Origin of the sequence: Streptomyces sp. NPDC059852 (assembly GCF_042731455.1) — a bacterium.
Taxonomy (GTDB): Bacteria; Actinomycetota; Actinomycetes; order Streptomycetales; family Streptomycetaceae; genus Streptomyces.
In genome coordinates this window covers 75,947-94,605 of sequence record NZ_JBHWJK010000012.1, presented here as the reverse complement: position 1 = coordinate 94,605, position 18,659 = coordinate 75,947, and the positions used below count along the sequence as shown (strand labels likewise).

At 69.2% G+C, this 18,659-nt stretch carries 20 protein-coding genes; 14 read left to right on the top strand and 6 right to left on the bottom strand.

What is annotated here, in order from left to right; all coding sequences use genetic code 11:
• The first annotated feature begins 46 nt into the window (after positions 1–46).
• From ACFV46_RS17765 to ACFV46_RS17715, 11 genes are all read left to right on the top strand, one after another.
• A complete protein-coding gene (locus ACFV46_RS17765) occupies positions 47–1,348 on the top strand; it encodes an MraY family glycosyltransferase (RefSeq protein ID WP_376729165.1) in 1,302 nt (433 codons plus the stop codon).
• Between the two features lie 305 nt (positions 1,349–1,653).
• Positions 1,654–2,100, top strand: coding sequence for a hypothetical protein (locus ACFV46_RS17760; protein ID WP_361926075.1), 447 nt, complete (start codon positions 1,654–1,656; stop codon positions 2,098–2,100).
• 225 nt (positions 2,101–2,325) lie between these two features.
• Positions 2,326–3,147, top strand: coding sequence for a F0F1 ATP synthase subunit A (gene atpB / locus ACFV46_RS17755; RefSeq protein WP_361926077.1), 822 nt, complete (start codon positions 2,326–2,328; stop codon positions 3,145–3,147).
• A gap of 75 nt (positions 3,148–3,222) precedes the next feature.
• A complete protein-coding gene (gene atpE / locus ACFV46_RS17750) occupies positions 3,223–3,453 on the top strand; it encodes an ATP synthase F0 subunit C (RefSeq protein WP_028804225.1) in 231 nt (76 codons plus the stop codon).
• Between the two features lie 41 nt (positions 3,454–3,494).
• Complete coding sequence (locus tag ACFV46_RS17745; RefSeq protein ID WP_361926079.1) at positions 3,495–4,040, top strand: F0F1 ATP synthase subunit B; 546 nt, start codon at positions 3,495–3,497, stop codon at positions 4,038–4,040.
• On the top strand, positions 4,037–4,852 hold the full coding sequence (locus ACFV46_RS17740; protein ID WP_151785891.1) for a F0F1 ATP synthase subunit delta: 816 nt from the start codon (positions 4,037–4,039) through the stop codon (positions 4,850–4,852). The genes ACFV46_RS17745 and ACFV46_RS17740 overlap by 4 nt, the downstream gene beginning before the upstream one ends.
• 132 nt (positions 4,853–4,984) lie before the next feature.
• Positions 4,985–6,577 (top strand): F0F1 ATP synthase subunit alpha, encoded by a 1,593-nt coding sequence (gene atpA, locus ACFV46_RS17735; protein ID WP_062667670.1) that lies wholly within the window; start codon positions 4,985–4,987, stop codon positions 6,575–6,577.
• Between the two features lie 21 nt (positions 6,578–6,598).
• Positions 6,599–7,516, top strand: coding sequence for a F0F1 ATP synthase subunit gamma (locus ACFV46_RS17730; RefSeq protein WP_151785893.1), 918 nt, complete (start codon positions 6,599–6,601; stop codon positions 7,514–7,516).
• Positions 7,517–8,953 carry a F0F1 ATP synthase subunit beta gene (gene atpD, locus ACFV46_RS17725; RefSeq protein WP_283286066.1) on the top strand — a complete coding sequence of 479 codons (1,437 nt, stop codon included), beginning with the start codon at positions 7,517–7,519 and terminating at the stop codon, positions 8,951–8,953.
• 129 nt (positions 8,954–9,082) lie between these two features.
• Positions 9,083–9,457 carry a F0F1 ATP synthase subunit epsilon gene (locus tag ACFV46_RS17720; RefSeq protein ID WP_055625180.1) on the top strand — a complete coding sequence of 125 codons (375 nt, stop codon included), beginning with the start codon at positions 9,083–9,085 and terminating at the stop codon, positions 9,455–9,457.
• A 163-nt stretch (positions 9,458–9,620) separates the two neighbouring features.
• Positions 9,621–10,067 (top strand): DUF2550 domain-containing protein, encoded by a 447-nt coding sequence (locus tag ACFV46_RS17715; RefSeq protein WP_283286063.1) that lies wholly within the window; start codon positions 9,621–9,623, stop codon positions 10,065–10,067.
• A 184-nt stretch (positions 10,068–10,251) separates the two neighbouring features.
• Here the strand turns inward: ACFV46_RS17715 and ACFV46_RS17710 are convergent, their stop codons facing one another.
• From ACFV46_RS17710 to ACFV46_RS17700, 3 genes are all read right to left on the bottom strand, one after another.
• Complete coding sequence (locus ACFV46_RS17710; protein ID WP_361926086.1) at positions 10,252–12,078, bottom strand: glycoside hydrolase family 18 chitinase; 1,827 nt, start codon at positions 12,076–12,078, stop codon at positions 10,252–10,254.
• A 145-nt stretch (positions 12,079–12,223) separates the two neighbouring features.
• Positions 12,224–12,865, bottom strand: coding sequence for a response regulator (locus ACFV46_RS17705; protein WP_385498818.1), 642 nt, complete (start codon positions 12,863–12,865; stop codon positions 12,224–12,226).
• A complete protein-coding gene (locus ACFV46_RS17700; protein ID WP_385498817.1) occupies positions 12,862–14,049 on the bottom strand; it encodes a sensor histidine kinase in 1,188 nt (395 codons plus the stop codon). The genes ACFV46_RS17705 and ACFV46_RS17700 overlap by 4 nt, the downstream gene beginning before the upstream one ends.
• Before the next feature lie 152 nt (positions 14,050–14,201).
• Here ACFV46_RS17700 and ACFV46_RS17695 point away from each other — a divergent pair, with 152 nt between their 5' ends.
• Positions 14,202–14,774: a hypothetical protein gene (locus ACFV46_RS17695; RefSeq protein WP_385498815.1), complete on the top strand. Its 573-nt coding sequence runs from the start codon at positions 14,202–14,204 to the stop codon at positions 14,772–14,774.
• A gap of 13 nt (positions 14,775–14,787) precedes the next feature.
• Here the strand turns inward: ACFV46_RS17695 and ACFV46_RS17690 are convergent, their stop codons facing one another.
• The 3 genes from ACFV46_RS17690 to ACFV46_RS17680 are packed head-to-tail and all read right to left on the bottom strand — an operon-like array spanning position 14,788 to position 16,914.
• Entirely contained in the window at positions 14,788–15,360 is a 573-nt protein-coding gene (locus ACFV46_RS17690) for a cob(I)yrinic acid a,c-diamide adenosyltransferase (RefSeq protein WP_361926095.1), read from the bottom strand.
• A gap of 13 nt (positions 15,361–15,373) precedes the next feature.
• A complete protein-coding gene (locus ACFV46_RS17685) occupies positions 15,374–16,123 on the bottom strand; it encodes an ABC transporter permease (protein WP_361926098.1) in 750 nt (249 codons plus the stop codon).
• Between the two features lie 8 nt (positions 16,124–16,131).
• A complete protein-coding gene (locus tag ACFV46_RS17680) occupies positions 16,132–16,914 on the bottom strand; it encodes an ABC transporter ATP-binding protein (RefSeq protein WP_385498813.1) in 783 nt (260 codons plus the stop codon).
• 79 nt (positions 16,915–16,993) lie between these two features.
• On the opposite strand from ACFV46_RS17680, the gene ACFV46_RS17675 reads away from it, so the two are divergent.
• Together ACFV46_RS17675 and ACFV46_RS17670 are read left to right on the top strand one after the other, a co-directional pair.
• Positions 16,994–17,635, top strand: a complete 642-nt coding sequence (locus ACFV46_RS17675) for a TetR/AcrR family transcriptional regulator (RefSeq protein ID WP_361926103.1) — start codon at positions 16,994–16,996, stop codon at positions 17,633–17,635.
• Positions 17,636–17,771: 136 nt separating this feature from the next.
• The gene (locus ACFV46_RS17670; RefSeq protein ID WP_385498811.1) at positions 17,772–18,620 is read left to right on the top strand and encodes a 3-hydroxyacyl-CoA dehydrogenase family protein; all 849 of its coding nucleotides are present in this window, start codon (positions 17,772–17,774) and stop codon (positions 18,618–18,620) included.
• Positions 18,621–18,659: the final 39 nt, after the last annotated feature.

The window sequence follows — 18,659 nt, the reverse complement described above, 5'->3', positions numbered from 1 at the left end:
CTAGGGTGTGGGGCTGAGATGGCCGGCGAGACTTGTGGGGAAGCCCGTGCGTGAATACCTGCTGACGCTCTGTGTCACGGCCGCGGTGACGTATCTGCTGACAGGGCCGGTGCGGAAGTTCGCGATCGTGGCCGGGGCGATGCCGGAGATCCGGGCCCGTGACGTGCACCGGGAACCCACTCCGCGGCTCGGCGGGATCGCGATGTTCTTCGGCCTGTGCGCCGGACTGCTGGTCGCGGACCACCTCACGAACCTCAGCGCGGTCTTCGAGAAGTCCAACGAGCCTCGGGCGCTGCTCTCGGGAGCGGCGCTGATCTGGCTGATCGGCGTCCTGGACGACAAGTTCGAGATCGACGCCCTGATCAAGCTGGGCGGCCAGGTGATCGCCGCGGGTGTGATGGTCATGCAGGGCCTGACCATCCTGTGGCTGCCCATTCCCAAGGTCGGCACGGTCGCGCTGACCCAGTGGCAGGGCACGCTGCTGACGGTGGCGCTGGTCGTCATCACCATCAACGCGGTCAACTTCGTGGACGGCCTCGACGGGCTCGCGGCCGGCATGGTGTGCATCGCGGCGGCGGCGTTCTTCATGTACGCCTACCGCATCTGGTACTCGTACGGCATCGAGGCGGCGGCGCCCGCGACGCTCTTCTCGGCCATCCTCATGGGTATGTGCCTGGGCTTCCTGCCGCACAACATGCACCCGGCGCGGATCTTCATGGGCGACTCGGGCTCGATGCTGATCGGGCTCGTCCTGGCGGCCGGCGCCATCTCCGTCACCGGCCAGGTCGACCCGGACAACCTCTTCGGCGGGTCCGAGCGCAGCGCGGTGCACCAGATGGTGCCCCTGTACATCCCGCTGCTGATGCCGCTCACGATCATCGCGATCCCGGCGGCCGACCTGATCCTGGCGATCGTGCGCCGCACCTGGCGCGGCCAGTCGCCGTTCGCCGCCGACCGCGGGCATCTGCACCACCGGCTGCTGGAGATCGGCCACTCCCACAGCCGCGCGGTGCTGATCATGTACTTCTGGTCGGCCCTGATCGCCTTCGGCGCGCTCGCCTACTCGGTCAACTCGGCGTCCATGTGGATCGTCCTCGGCGTGGTCTTCCTCAGCGCCATCGGACTGGTCCTCCTGCTCCTCCCACGCTTCACCCCCCGCACCCCCCGCTGGGCGGAACACTTCGTCCCACCGCGCTACCGCCGGCGCCGGTCCGTCACCGGAACGTCGGCCGCGACCGCACAGTCGCCGGCCGCGACCGAAGACCCGGAACTCCGCACTCCGGTCGCCGCGGGAGCCGCCGGCGCCAACGGCGCCACGGCGCTCGGGTCCCGTTCGCGGGCCAGGTGAGAAGCGCCTCAAGGTAAGAATCTGACGAGAGCATTGCCAAGTCATGGGGGAACGAAGCGTCCCAATACCAGACAAGGCACCCCGTGAACCGCACAGACGCGCGCCGTCACCCTCATGTGTGACAGCAGGCACACTCTCAGGTAAAGACCTCATCAAATAGTTTGTGATACGGTTCACGAGAACCCCCCGGACAGAGCCGTAGGACCGCAGTGCGACGGTCCACCGGCGTGAGGTTCTCTCTCCACCCGGGACTACGCTCGTCCATGACGACACCCTGCCCCCACCGTGAAAGCGGAGTTGCCGCCATGCCGTCCAATGACGCCCGCACCCTGCTCCAGGCCGGTGTGCCCACAGCCGGCGCCGGCGCCGTAGCCGCCGTCGTCAGCGGTGTGGTCGCCGGTGGCAAGGGCGCGATCGGGGCCGTCGTCGCGACGCTCGTGGTGATCCTCTTCATGGGGCTCGGCCTCTACATCCTGCAGCGCACTGCCAAATCGCTTCCGCACCTGTTCCAGGCCATGGGGCTGATGCTCTACGCCGCGCAGATCCTGCTGCTCTTCATCTTCATGGCCGCGTTCAAGAACACGACGCTGTTCAACCCGCGGGCCTTCGCCATCACCCTGCTCGCGACCACACTTGTGTGGATCGCCGCGCAGACCCGGGCCCACATGAAGGCCAAGATCCTCTACGTGGAACCCGATTCGGACGCCTCCTCCAAGGACGGCAAGTCCGAAAAGACGGGGCATTCGTCGTGAGGGGTAGGGGCGGGATAAAGGCGCTCGAGAAGTCCTGCTATCGTCCGGTGCCAACTGCGGCATCGCGGGCGCGGGCATCTGAGCTGACGCCTGCTCAATCGCGAGGCGAGATGCCCCCCAGCCGCCCCCATATCCGTAACACCAGTCCCGTGCCGACCCGCGGCCTCGCGCCGCGCCGACACAACGAGGTTGCCGTACCTATGCGCCACGCTGAAGGAGCCCGCGGTGAGTGCTGACCCGACGCAGGTGCTCGCCTTCGAGACCGACTGCCACATCTTCGACGGCTGTGGCTTCCCGGCTCCCGGCCTGCACTCGTTCCTGTTCGAGCCTCTGTGGGGCGACGCGGACAGCAACGTCTACTTCAACAAGACGATGCTGCTCGCGCTGCTCGGCTCGATCGTCATCATCGGCTTCTTCTGGGCCGCGTTCCGCAAGCCGCAGGTCGTTCCGGGCAAGCTGCAGATGGTCGCCGAGGCCGGGTACGACTTCATCCGGCGCGGTGTCGTCTACGAGACGATCGGCAAGAAGGAGGGCGAGAAGTACGTTCCTCTGGTCGTCTCGCTGTTCTTCTTCATCTGGATGATGAACCTCTGGTCGATCATCCCGGTCGCCCAGTTCCCGGTGACGGCGATCATCTCGTACCCGCTCGTCCTGGCACTGATCGTCTATGTGCTGTGGATCTCCCTGACGTTCAAGCGCCACGGGTTCGTCGGTTTCTTCAAGAACGTGACCGGCTATGACAAGTCGCTCGGTGCGGTCCTGCCGCTCGCGATGGTCATCGAGTTCTTCTCGAACCTCCTGGTGCGTCCGTTCACGCACGCGGTGCGACTCTTCGCGAACATGTTCGCGGGTCACACCCTGCTGCTGCTCTTCACGATCGCCAGCTGGTACCTGCTGAACGGCATCGGCATCGCCTACGCCGGCGTCAGCTTCGTCATGACGATCGTGATGACGGCCTTCGAGCTCTTCATCCAGGCTCTGCAGGCGTACGTCTTCGTTCTACTGACGTGCACCTACATCCAGGGCGCGCTCGCCGAGCACCACTGAGCACCCCTCACCACACCCCCCTGATCGTCCGGTGGCCAACCCCCACCGGTTCGTAAAGAAGAAGGAAGAACTGGCATGTCCCAGACCCTTGCCGCCGTCTCCGGCTCGCTCGGTTCCATCGGTTACGGCCTTGCCGCCATCGGCCCCGGCGTCGGCGTCGGCATCATCTTCGGTAACGGCACCCAGGCCCTCGCCCGCCAGCCCGAGGCCGCCGGCCTGATCCGTGCCAACCAGATCCTCGGCTTCGCCTTCTGTGAGGCGCTCGCCCTGATCGGTCTGGTCATGCCGTTCGTCTACGGCACCTGATCGTCCGATCAGCGACAGCCCCCTAGACGAAAGGCACTGACATGAGCCAGCTGCTCATTCTGGCGGAGGAGGGGAAGGAAAACCCCCTCGTCCCGCCGATCCCCGAGCTTGTCATCGGCCTGCTCGCCTTCGTCATCGTCTTCGGCTTCCTCGCCTGGAAGCTCCTCCCGAACATCAACAAGGTTCTGGAGCAGCGTCGCGAGGCCATCGAGGGCGGTATCGAGAAGGCCGAGGCCGCGCAGACCGAGGCCCAGAGCGTTCTTGAGCAGTACAAGGCTCAGCTCGCCGAGGCCCGGCACGAGGCCGCGCGTCTGCGCCAGGAGGCGCAGGAGCAGGGCGCCACGCTCATCGCCGAGATGCGCGCGGAAGGCCAGCGGCAGCGTGAGGAGATCGTCGCCGCCGGTCACGCCCAGATCGAGGCCGACCGCAAGGCCGCCGCGTCCGCGCTGCGCCAGGACGTCGGCAAGCTCGCCACCGAACTGGCCGGCAAGCTCGTCGGCGAGTCCCTCGAGGACCACGCCCGGCAGAGCCGCGTCATCGACCGCTTCCTCGACGACCTCGAGGAGAAGGCCGAGGCCGGACGATGAACGGAGCGAGCCGCGAGGCCCTGGCAGCCGCACGTGAGCGACTCGACGCGCTGACGGACAACACGTCCGTCGACGCCGGACGGCTCGCCGACGAGCTGGCCGCCGTCACCGCGCTGCTCGACCGCGAGGTGTCGCTGCGTCGGGTCCTCACCGACCCGGCGCAGGCCGGCGAGGCCAAGGCCGACCTGGCCCGGCGACTGCTCGGCAACCAGGTCGGCGGCGAGACCGCCGACCTGCTGGGCGGCATGGTGCGCTCCCGCTGGTCGCAGTCCCGCGACCTGGTGGACGCGCTGGAGGAGCTGGCGAACATCGCCGACCTCACGGCCGCCCAGAAGGCGGGCACGCTCGACGACGTCGAGGACGAGCTGTTCCGGTTCGGCCGGATCGTCTCCTCCAACACGGAGCTGCGTGCCGCGCTCACCGACCGCGCCGCCACCGCCTCGGCCAAGAGCGAGCTGCTGCGCAGCCTCCTCGGCGGCCGGGCCAAGGCGACCACCGAGCGTCTGGTGACGCGCCTCGTGACCGCGCCGCGTGGACGTAGCCTGGAGTCGGGACTGGAGTCCCTGTCCAAGCTCGCCGCCGACCGCCGGGAGCGCATGGTCGCCGTCGTCACCTCGGCGGTGCCGCTGAGCGACCGGCAGAAGCAGCGCCTGGGCGCCGCCCTCGCCAAGGTCTACGGCCGCCAGATGCACCTCAATCTCGACGTGGACCCCGAGGTCGTCGGAGGCATCCGGGTCAAGGTCGGCGACGAGGTCATCAACGGCGCGATCGCGGACCGCATCGAGGACGCCGGCCGCCGCCTGGCGGGCTAGCAGCAACTCAATACGCAGTACGTACTTACGACGGCCCAGTTGGGTCGTACAGAGGATTCACCTCGTTCAGGGGGGAGTCCCCATCCCCCCAAAGTGAAACTTCGGGCCCAACAAGGAGAGCAGGGAACCCAGATGGCGGAGCTCACGATCCGGCCGGAGGAGATCCGGGACGCGCTGGAGAACTTTGTCCAGTCGTACAAGCCGGACGCGGCCTCGCGCGAGGAGGTCGGTACGGTCACCCTTGCCGGCGACGGCATCGCGAAGGTCGAGGGCCTCCCCTCGGCCATGGCCAACGAACTGCTGAAGTTCGAGGACGGCACCCTCGGCCTCGCGCTCAACCTGGAAGAGCGCGAGATCGGCGCCATCGTCCTCGGTGAGTTCAGCGGCATCGAGGAGGGTCAGCCGGTGCAGCGCACCGGTGAGGTGCTCTCCGTGGCCGTCGGCGAGGGCTACCTCGGCCGCGTCGTCGACCCGCTCGGCAACCCGATCGACGGCCTCGGCGAGATCGAGACCAGCGGTCGTCGTGCCCTCGAGCTGCAGGCCCCCACGGTCATGCAGCGCAAGTCGGTGCACGAGCCGATGGAGACCGGCTACAAGGCCGTCGACGCGATGACCCCGATCGGCCGTGGCCAGCGTCAGCTGATCATCGGTGACCGTCAGACCGGCAAGACCGCCCTGGCCGTCGACACGATCATCAACCAGCGCGACAACTGGCGCTCGGGCGACGTGAACAAGCAGGTCCGCTGCATCTACGTCGCCATCGGCCAGAAGGGCTCGACCATCGCGTCGGTCCGCCGCGCGCTGGAGGAGAACGGCGCGCTGGAGTACACGACCATCGTCGCCGCCCCGGCGTCCGACCCGGCCGGCTTCAAGTACCTGGCGCCGTACACCGGTTCGGCCATCGGCCAGCAGTGGATGTACGAGGGCAAGCACGTCCTCATCATCTTCGACGACCTCTCGAAGCAGGCCGACGCCTACCGCGCCGTGTCCCTGCTGCTGCGCCGCCCGCCGGGCCGTGAGGCCTACCCGGGTGACGTCTTCTACCTGCACTCCCGTCTGCTGGAGCGCTGCGCGAAGCTCTCCGACGACATGGGTGCCGGCTCGATGACCGGTCTGCCGATCGTCGAGACGAAGGCCAACGACGTCTCGGCGTTCATCCCGACCAACGTCATCTCCATCACCGACGGCCAGTGCTTCCTGGAGTCGGACCTGTTCAACGCCGGTCAGCGCCCCGCGCTGAACGTCGGTATCTCCGTCTCCCGAGTCGGTGGTTCCGCGCAGCACAAGGCGATGAAGCAGGTCTCCGGCCGTCTGCGCGTGGACCTCGCCCAGTTCCGTGAGCTGGAGGCGTTCGCCGCCTTCGGTTCCGACCTGGACGCCGCGTCGAAGGCGCAGCTGGAGCGCGGCCAGCGCATGGTCGAGCTGCTGAAGCAGGCCCAGTACGAGCCCATGTCCACCGAGGACCAGGTCGTCTCCGTCTGGGCCGGCACCACCGGCAAGATGGACGACGTCCCGGTCGCCGACATCCGGCGCTTCGAGAAGGAGCTCCTGGAGTACCTGCACCGCAAGGAGCAGGGCCTCATGACCTCCATCAAGGAGGGCGGCAAGATGTCGGACGACACCCTCACGGCCGTCGCCGACGCCATCGCGGAGTTCAAGAAGCAGTTCGAGACCTCGGACGGCAAGCTGCTCGGCGAGGACGCTCCGGCCGCTGCCGCCAAGTGACGTAAGGAAGGGACCTGACTCATGGGAGCTCAGCTCCGGGTCTACAAGCGTCGCATCCGATCCGTCACCGCGACCAAGAAGATCACGAAGGCGATGGAGATGATCGCCGCCTCGCGCGTCGTCAAGGCGCAGCGCAAGGTGGCGGCCTCCACGCCGTACGCGACCGAGCTCACCCGCGCGGTCACGGCGGTCGGCACCGGTTCGAACACCAAGCACCCGCTGACCACGCAGGCCGAGACGGTCACGCGGTCCGCGGTGCTGCTCCTCACGAGCGACCGTGGTCTCGCCGGCGCCTTCAACTCCAACGCCATCAAGGCCGCGGAGCAGCTGACCGAGCGCCTCGAGCGCGAGGGCAGGCAGGTCGACACGTACATCGTGGGCCGGCGCGGTGTGGCGCACTACAACTTCCGCGAGCGCAAGATCGCGGAGTCGTGGAGCGGCTTCACCGACGAGCCCACGTACGCGGACGCCAAGAAGGTCGCGGCCCCGCTGATCGAGGCCATCGAGAAGGACACGGCCGAGGGCGGCGTGGACGAGATCCACATCGTCTACACCGAGTTCGTCTCGATGATGACGCAGCAGGCGCTGGGCGCCCAGCTCCTGCCGCTGCGCCTCGACGAGGTCGCGCAGGAGGCTCCGTCGAAGGACGAGATCCTCCCGCTGTTCGACTTCGAGCCCTCGGCGGAGGACGTCCTCGACGCCCTGCTGCCGCGGTACGTCGAGAGCCGGATCTACAACGCGCTGCTCCAGTCGGCCGCTTCCAAGCACGCCGCCACGCGGCGCGCGATGAAGTCGGCCACCGACAACGCGGGCGAGCTGATCAACACGCTCTCCCGTCTTGCCAACGCGGCCCGCCAGGCCGAAATCACCCAGGAAATCAGCGAGATCGTCGGTGGCGCCAGCGCCCTGGCCGACGCGACCGCGGGGAGTGACCGATAAATGACCACCACTGTTGAGACCGCGACGGCTACGGGCCGCGTCGCCCGGGTCATCGGCCCGGTCGTCGACGTGGAGTTCCCCGTCGACGCGATGCCGGACATCTACAACGCCCTTCACGTCGAGGTGGCCGACCCGGCCAACGCCGGCGAGAAGAAGACGCTGACCCTGGAGGTCGCCCAGCACCTGGGTGACGGCCTGGTCCGCACCATCTCCATGCAGCCCACCGACGGTCTGGTCCGCCAGGCCCCGGTCACCGACACCGGCGACGGCATCACCGTCCCGGTCGGCGACTTCACCAAGGGCAAGGTGTTCAACACCCTCGGTGAGGTGCTGAACGTCGACGAGCAGTACACCGGTGAGCGCTGGTCCATCCACCGCAAGGCGCCGAACTTCGACGAGCTCGAGTCGAAGACCGAGATGTTCGAGACCGGCGTCAAGGTCATCGACCTTCTCACCCCGTACGTCAAGGGTGGAAAGATCGGTCTGTTCGGTGGCGCCGGCGTCGGCAAGACGGTGCTCATCCAGGAGATGATCTACCGCGTCGCCAACAACCACGACGGTGTGTCGGTGTTCGCCGGTGTCGGTGAGCGCACCCGTGAGGGCAACGACCTCATCGACGAGATGAGCGAGTCGGGCGTCATCGACAAGACCGCGCTGGTCTTCGGTCAGATGGACGAGCCCCCGGGCACCCGTCTGCGCGTGGCCCTGGCCGGTCTGACCATGGCGGAGTACTTCCGCGATGTGCAGAAGCAGGACGTGCTGTTCTTCATCGACAACATCTTCCGCTTCACGCAGGCCGGTTCCGAGGTGTCGACCCTGCTCGGCCGTATGCCCTCCGCGGTGGGCTACCAGCCGAACCTGGCCGACGAGATGGGTCTCCTCCAGGAGCGCATCACCTCGACCCGTGGTCACTCGATCACCTCGATGCAGGCGATCTACGTCCCCGCGGACGACCTGACCGACCCGGCCCCGGCCACCACGTTCGCCCACCTCGACGCGACGACGGTTCTGTCCCGTCCGATCTCCGAGAAGGGCATCTACCCGGCCGTGGACCCGCTGGACTCCACGTCCCGCATCCTGGACCCGCGCTACATCGCGCAGGACCACTACAACACCGCGATGCGCGTCAAGGGGATCCTGCAGAAGTACAAGGACCTCCAGGACATCATCGCGATCCTCGGTATCGACGAGCTCAGCGAGGAGGACAAGCTGGTCGTCCAGCGTGCCCGCCGCGTCGAGCGCTTCCTGTCCCAGAACACGCACGTCGCCAAGCAGTTCACCGGTGTGGACGGCTCGGACGTGCCGCTGGACGAGTCGATCACCGCGTTCAACGCGATCTGTGACGGTGAGTTCGACCACTTCCCGGAGCAGGCGTTCTTCATGTGCGGTGGTCTCGAGGACCTCAAGAAGAACGCGAAGGAACTGGGCGTCTCCTGACGCATCGGTCTTCGTGAGCCATTGAGCTCGTGATGAGGGGGCGGGGCACGTCCCGCCCCCTCATTCATGCCTATTAGACTTGTAACCAACACCCGGCAGAACCGCCGGGTGGTGACCCGAGGAGCCATCTTGGCTGCTGAGCTGCACGTCGCGCTGGTCGCCGCCGACCGTGAGGTCTGGTCGGGCCAGGCCACCCTGGTCGTCGCGCGCACCACGTCCGGCGACATCGGCGTCATGCCCGGTCACCAGCCGCTGCTCGGTGTGCTGGAGTCGGGCCCGGTGACCATCCGTACGAGTGATGGTGGGACCGTCATCGCCGCGGTGCACGGCGGTTTCATCTCGTTCGCGGACGACAAGCTGTCGCTGCTTGCGGAGATCGCCGAACTGTCCGAGGAGATCGACGTCCAGCGCGCGGAGCGGGCGCTCGAGCGCGCGAAGTCGGCGGACGACGCCTCGGCCGGCCGCCGCGCGGAGGTCCGCCTGCGGGCGGCGACGGCGCGCTGACCCTCCGGGTCGCCTCCCGGGGCCTTTAGGCTCAGGGGGAGCGCTCGCGATTGACGTCACTCAGCCGCGGCTGGGACCGGAGCGATCCGGTGCCGGTCGCGGCTGAGGCAGATACGGATGTTTTTTCCGTTCCGTTACCTAGGAGACGAGGAGGTCGGTGTCGATGGTCCTCGCTCTGACTGTGTGCGGAACCGTCGTCGCCCTTGTGGTGCTGGGGTTGTTCGTCTTCGGCCTGCGCCGCAGACTCATCCAGCGCTCGGGCGGCACCTTCGACTGTTCGCTGCGCTGGGACGTGCCGGAGAAGCCGGACACCAACGGCAAGGGCTGGAGCTACGGCGTCGCCCGCTACAACGGCGACCGCATCGCGTGGTACCGGGTCTTCTCCTACGCCTACCGTCCGCGCCGCGTCCTGGAGCGCTCCGCCATCGAGGTGGCCGGCCGCCGCGTCCCCGACGGCGAGGAGGAGCTGGCGCTCCTGTCCGACGCCGTCATCCTCACCTGTCTGCACCGGGGCACCCGGCTCGAACTGGCTATGACCGAGGACGCGCTGACCGGCTTCCTGGCCTGGCTGGAGGCGGCCCCGCCCGGCCAGCGCGTCAACGTCGCCTGACGGCGGCGGGACCTGACGCCGCCCCTCAGGCCGTCGTACACACCGGCCGCTGCCGGGGTGTCGGCGCGTTCTGCTGCCCGACGACGCGCGCCGGGGAGCGCGGAGCACGAAAAGAGCCACGGACAGGCTCGTGACCTGTCCGTGGCGGGGTGCTGCTGCCGTACGGGTTACCGCTGTGGTGCGGTTACTGCAGACCGCTGTTGATGGCGCTCACCAGCTCGCCGTTGCCGGTGTCACCGCTGAACTCCCAGAAGAAGGCGCCGCCGAGGCCCTGGTTCTTGGCCCAGCTCATCTTCCCGGCGATCGTCGACGGGGTGTCGTACGACCACCAGTTGTTGCCGCAGTAGGCGTAGGCGGTGCCGGCGATGGTGCCGGTGGCCGGGCAGGAGTTCTTCAGGACCTTGTAGTCCTCGATGCCCGCCTCGTAGGTGCCCGGGGCCGCGCCGGTCGCCGAGCCACCGGGGGCGGCCTGGGTGACGCCGGTCCAGCCGCGGCCGTAGAAGCCGATGCCGAGCAGCAGCTTCTTGGACGGCACGCCCTTCGACTTCAGCTTGGCGATCGCGTCGGCCGAGTTGAAGCCGGCCTGCGGGATGCCGGAGTACGACGTCAGCGGCGAGTGCGGGGCCGTCGGGCCCTGCGCGTTGAAGGCGCCGAAGTAGTCGTACGTCATCACGTTGTACCAGTCGAGGTACTGCGAGGCGCCGCCGTAGTCGGCCGCGTCGATCTTGCCGCCGTTGGAGCCGTCGGCGGTGATGGCCGCGGTGACCAGGTAGTTGGAGCCGAACTCGGCGCGCAGCGCCTGCACCAGCGTCTTGATGGCCGCGGGGCCGGACGAGTCACAGGTGAGACCGCAGGCGTTCGGGTACTCCCAGTCGATGTCGATGCCGTCGAAGACGTCGGCCCAGCGCGGGTCCTCCACGACGGCCTTGCAGGACTTGGCGAACGCGGCGGCGTTCTGTGCCGCCTGGCCGAAGCCGCCCGAGTAGGTCCAGCCGCCGAAGGAGTACAGCACCTTGATGTGCGGGTACTTGGCCTTCAGCTGGCGCAGCTGGTTGAAGTTGCCGCGCAGCGGCTGGTCCCAGGTGTCGGCCTGGCCGCTGACGGACTGGTCGGCGGTGTACGCCTTGTCGTAGGCGGCGTAGGTGTCGTCGACGGTGCACTGACCGTTCTTGACGTTGCCGAACGCGTAGTTGATGTGGGTGATCTTCGAGGCCGTGCCCGACGTCACCAGGTTCTTGACGTGGTAGTTGCGCCCGTAGACGCCCCACTCGGTGAAGTAGCCGAGCTTGACCTTGTCACCGGGGGGCGGCTCGGTGGTGCCGCCGCCGGTGGTGCGCACCGCGCGGGCGCCGCTGGCCGGGCCGACCTGGTCGGCGGTGTCCCGGGCCTTGACGGTGTACGAGTAGTCGGTGCCGGCGCTCAGGCCGGTGTCCGTGTACGAGGTGGCCGTGACGGTGGCGACCTTGGCGCCGTCGCGCAGGACGTCGTAGTTCTTGACGCCCTTGTCGTCGGTGGCCGCGCTCCAGGACAGCTTCACCGAGGTGTTGGTGATGTCCGAGGCGGTCGGGGTGCCGGGGGCGCTGGGCGGGTTGTCACCGGGGTTGGTGGTGCCGCCGTCGCAACTGCCCCCGTTGAGCTTGCAGTTGGAGGGGGAGCCGGAGCCGGTGCCGTTGAAGCCGAAGCTCACGGAGGCGCCGGGGGCGAGGCTGCCGTTCCAGGACTTGTTCTTGGCGGTCCAGTGGGTGCCGGAGGAGGTGACGTCGGCGTCCCAGGCGGAGGTGACCGAGGTGCCGGAGGGGAAGTCCCACTCGACGGTCCACGAGGAGAGCGTGGTGGTGCCGGTGTTCTTCACCGTCCACTTGCCCTCGAAGCCGGTGCCCCAGTCCTGGGGCTTGGAGTAGGTGGCGGTGGCGGAGGTCGCCGCCTCGGCCGGGCTCGCGAGGCCGACCAGACCGGCCAGCGGGAGCAACAGCGTCGCGAATCCTGCCGCGGCTCTGTGTCTGAAGCGCATGTCGCGCCTCCTTGGGGGAGTCCTGGGGCGTGACTGAGCCTCACGCCCACTCATGGTGCGGTGAGAATAGAAAGGTCTGGACCACAGGTCAATAGGTCTGGACCACTTGACGTTTGACGCCGGATGGGCTTCCCCCGCCCGTGATCTAGATACCCAACTCCTGCGCCAGTACGGCCGCTTGGACCCGGCTGCGCAGTTCCAGCTTCCCCAGCAGACGGCTGACGTGCGTCTTCGCAGTCGCCTCGGCCATGTCCAGCCGGGCCGCGATCCCGGCGTTCGACAGTCCCTCGCCGAGACAGGACAGCACCTCGCGCTCGCGCCGGGTGAGCGTGTCCAGCACGGACGGATCGGGCGCCTTCTCCCGTGCCGGCTTCGCCGCGAACGCGGCGATCAGACGCCGGGTGACGGCCGGTGCGATCAGACCCTCGCCCCGCGCCACCGTGCGCACCGCCTCGATCAGGTCCTTCGCCTCGGTGTTCTTCAGCAGGAACCCGGACGCCCCCGCGCGCAGCGCCCCGAAGACGTACTCGTCCAGGTCGAAGGTGGTCAGCACGAGCACGTCCGCGAGCCGCTCGGCGACCACCTGCCGGGTGGCGGACACCCCGTCCAGGCGGGGCATCTGAATGTCCATCAGCACCAGGTCGGGACGCAGCTCCCGGGCCAGGGCCACCGCCTGCTCGCCGTCCGCCGCCTCACCGACGACCTCGACGTCGGGCGCGCTGCGCAGGATGAGGACGAGGCCGGCGCGGACCGCGGACTGGTCCTCGGCGACCAGGACACGGATCATGCGGAGTCTCCTTCGGTCAGCGGAAGCAGCGCGCGTACGGCCCAGATCTTGCCGTCCGCGGAGTCCGGGTCACGGGTGGGGCCCGCCTCGAACGTGCCGCCGAGCAGCGCGACCCGCTCCCTCATGCCGACCAGACCGGCGCCCGAGCCGGGTGCGCGGGGCCCCTCCCGGTCGCCGAACGGGCTGGTCACCGTGACGGCCAGAGAGCCGTCCCGGCGGACGACGCAGACCCTGACCCGGCCGGGCGCCGCGTGCTTGAGGGCGTTGGTCAGCGACTCCTGGACGATCCGGTAGGCGGCCAGCCCGACGGGGGCCGGGACCACGCCGGGGTCGGCGTCGAGACGGACGTCCAGGCCGTTGGCGCGGGCACCGGCGGCCAGGGCGTCGAGGCTGTCCAGCGTCGGCGCGGCCGCCGGCGCCGTGTCGTCGGCCGCGTCGCGCAGGATGCCGATGAGCCGGCGCATCTCGGCGAGCCCCGCCACGCTGTTCTCCCGGATCACGGTCAGGGCGTCCCGGGAGGTCGCCGGGTCGTCGAGGGAGAGCGCGGCGGTGGAGTGGATGGCGATGGCGGAGAGGTGGTTGGCCACCAGGTCGTGCAGCTCGCGGGCCATGCGGGCGCGCTCCGAGGACACGGCCTGGGCGCGGTCCTTCTCGGCGAGCAGCGCCGTCTGCTCGGCGCGCAGCCGGGCCGCCTCGGCGGCGTCGCGGTGGTTGCGCACGATCCAGCCGGTGGCGGCGGGCCCGTACGCCACGATCCCGATGACCACGCCGATGAGCAGCGCCTCGGGCTCCCGCCACGCCACGTACGGGACCAGCGTCCCGGCCACCGTCAGCAGACCGGTGATCCACTGGATGCGCCGGGCCGAGGCGAGCGGGCCGTACACCACGGCCGCGTAGACGATGTCGGTGAACATCAGGACGGTGGCCAGGCTGCCCTGGGTGAGGACGTCCGCGCAGATCGCGGGCGTGGCGATCAACAGGGCGGTGCGGGGGGCGGCCCGGCGCAGCAGCTCGCAGCCGGACATCACGGTCAGCGGCACCAGGATCGGCCAGGGCCCGTCGAAGAGCGTGACGGGGTCCTCGCGGGTCCGCGTGCCCAGGCCGATGCCCACCAGCAGCAGACCCCCGAGCAGCCCGCCGACGGCGACGTACACGTCGAAGCGGTGCGGGCGGGGGAGGGTCATGCGTCCATCCAACACGCTGCCCCCGGCGCACGCGTGATGCCGTGGGCGGGTCCCGGACTGCATCTTTCGATGTACGGCGGTTTCGTCACCGCCGACGACGGAAGCGGCCGCGCCCGGCGGGAGCCTGGAAGGGTGACCGAAGGGAGCCCGTCGTGATCGTCGCCCTCATCATCGCCTGTGAGGCCGGCTTCTGGGTGCTGCTGGCCCTGGGGCTGGCCGTGCGCTATCTGCTGGGGTGGTGCAGGACCAGTGTGGTCCTGCTGCTGTGCGAGCCGGTGCTGGAACTCGTCCTGTTCGCCGCCACGGCGGTCGACCTGAGGAACGGCGCCGAGCCCGGCTGGGAGCACGGCCTGGCGGCGCTGTACATCGGCTACACGGTGGCCTACGGCCACTACACGATCCGGTGGCTGGACGGCCACGCCGCGCACCGCCTGGCCGGGGCGCCCCGCCCCCCGCGCCCGCCGCGGTACGGGATGCCGCGGGCCCGCCACGAGGGCGCCCTCTGGCTGCGGACGCTCCTCGCGGCGGCGGTCGCCCTGGCCCTGCTGCAGGCCGCCGTCTGGTACGTCGGGGACGGTGACACCTCGTCCCTGCGGTCCTTCCAGTGGGTGGCGCTGCGGGCCGCCGGCATCCACGGGCTGATCGCCCTGACCTACCTGCTGTGGCCGAAGCGGCCCAAGGACGCGCCCGGCCGGGACCCGGAACGGGAGACCGTGGGCCGGTGATCGTCCGTTCCGTTCAGCGCTCCCCGCCCGGTACCCACAGCACGTCCCCGACCTCCTTGTTCGCCGTCCTGGCGAGGATGAACAGGAGGTCGGAGAGGCGGTTGAGGTAGGTCGCGGTGAGCGGGTTCATCGTCTCGCCGTGGACCTCCAGCGCGGCCCACGTCGAGCGCTCCGCGCGCCGGACGACCGTGCACGCCTGGTGCAGCAGGGCCGCGCCGGGGGTGCCGCCCGGCAGGATGAAGGACCGCAGCTTCTCCAGCCGCTCGAGGAAGCGGTCGCAGTCCGCCTCCAGCCGGTCGACGTAGAACTGCTCCACGCGCAGCGGCGGGTACTCGGGGTTCTCCACGACCGGCGTCGACAGGTCGGCGCCCACGTCGAACAGGTCGTTCTGCACACGGGTGAGGACCTCGACGACCTCCTCGTCCAGCCCGCCGAGGGCGATGGCGGTGCCGATGACGGCGTTCGCCTCGTTGGAGTCGGCGTACGCCGAGATCCGCAGATCGGTCTTGGCGGTGCGGCTCATGTCGCCGAGGGCGGTGGTGCCCTGGTCGCCGGTCCTGGTGTAGATGCGCGTCAGATTGACCATGTGACCAGCCTAGTTACGCTCCGGCGCGGCGGAACACGCGTGTGCCCACCGTCACGGCGAGCACCGCGAACAGGACGGCCACGACCGTGCCGTACAGCATGTGCTCCGTGGCGTACGCGCCGACGTAGGCGTCCCGGACCGCGTCCACCAGATAGCGGAAGGGGACGAAGTGGGACAGGACGTCCAGCCAGCGCGGCCCCAGCGTCATCGGCAGCATCAGGCCGGACAGCAGCATCATCGGCATCGTCAGGGCGTTGACCGCCGGGCCGAACTCCTGCGGGGTGCGGACCTTCAGCGCGAGCGCGTACGACAGCGAGGCCAGCGACACCGTCAGCAGGCCCACGAAGGCGAACCCGATCAGCACGCCGGGCAGCGGGGCGCGCAGGCCCATCGCGAGCGCCGCCAGCACCAGCAGCACCGCCTGGAAGACGAACACCGTGGCCTCCCGCAGCACCCGTCCGAGGAGGAGGGCGAGCCGGCTGACGGGCGTCACCCGCATCCGGTCGACCACGCCCTGGCTCTGCTCGATGATGACCGCGAAGCCCGCGAAGGACGCCCCGAACAGGCCGAGTTGGAGCAGCAGTCCGGGCACGAGCACCTGCCAGGAGGACCCCTTCCCGCCGAGCGGGAGGTCCGTGAGCAGCGGGCCGAAGAACAGCAGGTACAGCAGGGGCATCAGCACGCCGAAGAGCAGCGCGAACCGGGAGCGCAGGGACTGGCGGAGATAGCGGCCGTAGATGAGGGCCGTGTCCTGGATGAGCATGAGGGGTCCTATACGGCGACGGGGGCGGCGTCGGCCGGGGCCGGGCCGCGGCCGGTGAGGGCGATGAAGGTGTCCTGGAGGGTCGCGTCGATCGAGCCGCCGTACCGCAGCTTCAGCGCGCTCGGCGTGCCCTCCGCGACGACGGTGCCGCGGTCGACGATCACCAGGCGGTCGGCGAGGGCGTCGGCCTCGTCCAGGTAGTGGGTGGTGAGGACGACGGTGGTGCCCTGCTCGTCGCGCAGGCGCCGCACCAGGTCCCACAGGCCGGCCCGGCTCCCGGGGTCGAGGCCGGTCGTCGGCTCGTCGAGGAACAGCACCTTCGGGCGGTGGGTGAGCGCCATCGCGATGTCCAGGCGCCTGCGCTGGCCGCCGGAGAGGGTGCCCGCCTTGCGGTCCAGCAGTTCGGTCAGGCCGAGGTCGTGGGCCAGTTCCCCGGCGCGCTCGACGGCCCGCGCCTTGGGCAGGCGGTACAGCCGGCCCTGGGTCACCAGCTCCTCCCGCACGGTGATCTGCGGGTCCACCCCGCCCGACTGGGCCACATGGCCAATGGCGCGGCGTACCCCGGCGGGGTCGGCCGCGAGGTCGTGACCAGCGACGGTCGCCGCGCCGCCGGTGGGTGCCAGCAGGGTCGTCAGCATCCGCAGGGTCGTCGTCTTGCCGGCGCCGTTCGGGCCGAGGAGGCCGAGGATCTCGCCCTCCTGGACGGTCAGGTCGACGGAGCGCACGGCCTCCACGGGGCCGCGCTTGGTCTGGAAGGTGCGGGCCAGTCCGGCCGCGCTGATGACAGGCATGCGCACAGAAAAACAGAGTCACTGAAATTTTGCAACGGCTCTAAAATTCAAGAGGGCCCATCGAAGTTAGGATGAGGGCATGGCGGAAGGGCTCAGGGAGCGCAAGAAGCGCGAGACGCGGCAGCGGATCTCGGACATCGCGACCGGGCTGTTCCTGGAGCACGGCTTCGTGACCGTGACCGTCGCCGAGGTCGCGGAGGCCGCCGACGTCTCGGTGAACACCGTCTACAACTACTTCCCGGCCAAGGAGGACCTGTTCTTCGACCGCTCCTCCGGGGTCGTCGACCAGCTGTCCCGCTGGGTGCGCGGCCGGCCGCAGGGGGAGTCGGCCGCCCGCGCCGTGCTGCGCGAGCTGCGCGCCGAGGTCGAGGCGGTCTCGCCCCGCGTCGGGCTCATGGAGGGCTACGACCGCTTCATGCGCTGCATCCAGGAGGCGCCGCCGCTGCGCTCCCGGCTCTGGAGCCTCCGGCAGGAGATCCACGACGACCTGGAGGCGACCCTGCGCGAGGAGACCGGCGCCGCCGCCGGCGACCCGCTTCCGGGGCTGATCGCGAGTCAGCTCGCCTGGATCCACCAGACCGTCTTCGAGGCTGTCGGCCGGGAGATGGTCAAGGGGCGCAAACCGGGCGAAGTGTCCCGTGAGACGCTGGCGCTTCTCGACGACGTCGAGGAGCTGTTGAGCGAGAAGGTGCTCAACTACGCCGTCCGGGGCGCGCAATGAGCCGTGCCGGTGTGATGTCCGTCAGATGAGACGTGACTCGCGTTACTAACCGGTCACACAGTGCCTCACTGCCGCTAGGGTCCGCCGAAGAGCAACCTCAACAGGGTGTAAGGCGTTTCTAAGGGGAGTCGCAACAGTGGCACGGAAGCTTGCCGTCATCGGCGCCGGCTTGATGGGTTCCGGGATCGCCCAGGTCTCCGCGCAGGCGGGCTGGGACGTCGTCCTGCGGGACGTCACGGACGAGGCGCTCGCGCGCGGGACCGACGGCATCAAGGCCTCGTACGACAAGTTCGTGAGCAAGGGCAGGATGGAGGCGCACGACGCCGACGCCGCCCTGGCCCGGATCACCGCGACCACCGACCTGGACGCCGCCGCCGACGCGGATGTCGTGGTCGAGGCGGTCTTCGAGAAGCTGGAGGTCAAGCACGAGATCTTCCGGGCGCTCGACAAGATCGTCCGCCCGGACGCCGTGCTCGCCTCCAACACCTCCGCCATCCCGATCACCAAGATCGCGGCGGCCACCGAGCACCCCGAGCGGGTCGTCGGCGTGCACTTCTTCTCGCCGGTGCCGATGATGCAGCTCGTCGAGCTGGTGCGCGGCTACAAGACCAGCGACGAAACCCTCGCCACCGCCCGTGAGTTCGCCGAGTCCGTCGGCAAGACCTGCATCGTCGTCAACCGCGACGTCGCCGGCTTCGTCACCACGCGGCTGATCTCGGCGCTCGTCGTCGAGGCGACCAAGCTGTACGAGTCGGGCGTCGCCACCGCCGAGGACATCGACCTGGCCTGCAAGCTGGGCTTCGGCCACGCCATGGGCCCCCTGGCCACGGCCGACCTGACCGGCGTCGACATCCTGCTGCACGCCACCTCGAACATCTACACCGAGTCCCAGGACGAGAAGTTCGCGCCGCCGGAGCTGATGCGCCGGATGGTGGACGCGGGTGACATCGGCCGCAAGAGCGGGCAAGGCTTTTACAGCTACTGAGGTTTCGTCCACCACCGCACAGCCCTCGCACGAGTCACG